Origin of the sequence: Mesorhizobium sp. M0500 (genome assembly GCF_040321165.1) — a bacterium.
In the GTDB taxonomy this organism is placed as follows: domain Bacteria; phylum Pseudomonadota; class Alphaproteobacteria; order Rhizobiales; family Rhizobiaceae; genus Mesorhizobium.
In genome coordinates, this window is record NZ_JAMYRB010000074.1 from 1 (window position 1) to 1,538 (window position 1,538).

At 61.6% G+C, this 1,538-nt stretch carries 2 protein-coding genes and 1 pseudogene; 1 reads left to right on the forward strand and 2 read right to left on the reverse strand.

Annotated features, from left to right (window positions below; translation table 11 throughout):
* A partial coding sequence (locus NKI70_RS33785; RefSeq protein WP_352726446.1) for a sulfotransferase family protein occupies positions 1–338 on the reverse strand: 338 nt, incomplete at its 3' end.
* Between the two features lie 361 nt (positions 339–699).
* On the opposite strand from NKI70_RS33785, the pseudogene NKI70_RS33790 reads away from it, so the two are divergent.
* A pseudogene (locus tag NKI70_RS33790) lies at positions 700–952 on the forward strand (GNAT family N-acetyltransferase); the annotation flags it as partial.
* A gap of 11 nt (positions 953–963) precedes the next feature.
* Here the strand turns inward: NKI70_RS33790 and NKI70_RS33795 are convergent.
* Positions 964–1,538, reverse strand: a 575-nt coding sequence (locus NKI70_RS33795) for a sulfate/molybdate ABC transporter ATP-binding protein (RefSeq protein ID WP_352726449.1), incomplete at its 5' end; no start/stop codon positions are given.

Consider the following 1,538-nt stretch of genomic DNA (forward strand, 5'->3'; position numbering starts at 1 on the left):
GCAGCATCCATCGTGAGTCCTATTGTTTGCGCCATGCTGTCATACCAGGCTTCCGGGTCACGAACTGTCAGGATAACCTTTGCATCAGAGTAGTGGTCACTCACTTCGCGCCAAAAATGCGCCGTTGGCCAATCGACCGCGGAAAGATAGCCGGCATATGCCGCATCCCAGGTCGGGAGTTGTCCCTGGCCGGCGGCGCGCCACAGCGCCTTCTGCTCGGGATTGGCGCGGACATCTGCCATGTGATGACACGGCCCGAACCCAAGATGCTCCAACGCGAGCTTCAGCGAATATGTGCCAGTGCGACCCATGCCTGCGCCAATGACATATAGAGCCATGAGCACCCCCCGACGAATTTCAATTGGTCAAAATACCGCTGTTTCCTTTACTTCGCTATTATCTTTGAAGGTTCAGCTCCGAATCGCCTCAAGCCGTAGCGCGCGAAGGTCAGTATTGGAGAAGCGCCGGGAATGGTGGCTCCTGGCGCCGCTGTGGCGAAAGACGCGTGCATCGACACCACTATCCGCTGACGCAGCGCTTGCTCCGGTCGATGACGTGGACGCCTTTCAGGGATGGGAGACAACCGACGGCGAGTTTCCGCCGGGAACGTGATCGCGGTGACCAAAGCCATCTTGAACGGCAAGGCCGTGCAGACCTGCTCCATCAGGCTGCTCGACGTCGACCGCGCGACATTCGAGCAGCGTGGACACAAGCTGGCAAGGCAAGGGGTTAGGCGCCGCGCTGTTGCAAGACGCCGTTCTGCGCACCGCGTTACGCCGCGACGATCCTCGGGATTCGCGGCCTTCTTGTTCATGCCATATCGGACGAAGCGAAAGCCTTCTACGAGCACTACGGCTTTGCGGCTTTCCCGAAAAATCCGATGACCCTTGTGCTCTCGCTAAGGCGCGTTGAAAGAGCGGGCCGAAACGTCTTGTTGTGCACAAGTTGGTAATCGCCTCGTAATCAAGCAGCCGGAAACAGCTTCCAGCGCCGCGGCCTGAATGCCACCCGGCTTTTCTGCGCCGCCGGATGGTCGACGGGCAGCTCGATCTCGACCCGCTGGCGCTCGCCGCCGATTTCGAGTTCCACCCGCCTGGTATCGGCAACGCGGCGGCTGGCGGCGACCGTGCCGGCGATGCAGCCATTGCATTCTTCCACCAGTTCGACATCGTGCGGACGGAAGAAAAGCGTCGCTTCGCCTTGCGGCGCCTGCGGCGCGGACAGCCCGATCGGCCGGTCGGCGATCCAGACTTGGCCGTCCTCGACCTTGACCGGAATCGAACTCGATTCGCCGATGAAGCCGTAGACGAAGGGCGAGTTCGGAGTGTCGTAGATCTCGTCGGCGGTGCCGACCTGCTCGATGCGGCCCTGGCTCATCACCACGACGCGGTCGGCAAGCTCCAGCGCCTCTTCCTGATCATGGGTGACGAAGACCGTAGTATGGCCGGTCGTATCGTGGATGTCGCGCAGCCAGCGGCGCAGTTCGCGGCGCACCTGCGCATCGAGCGCGCCGAACGGCTCGTCGAGCAAAAGCACGG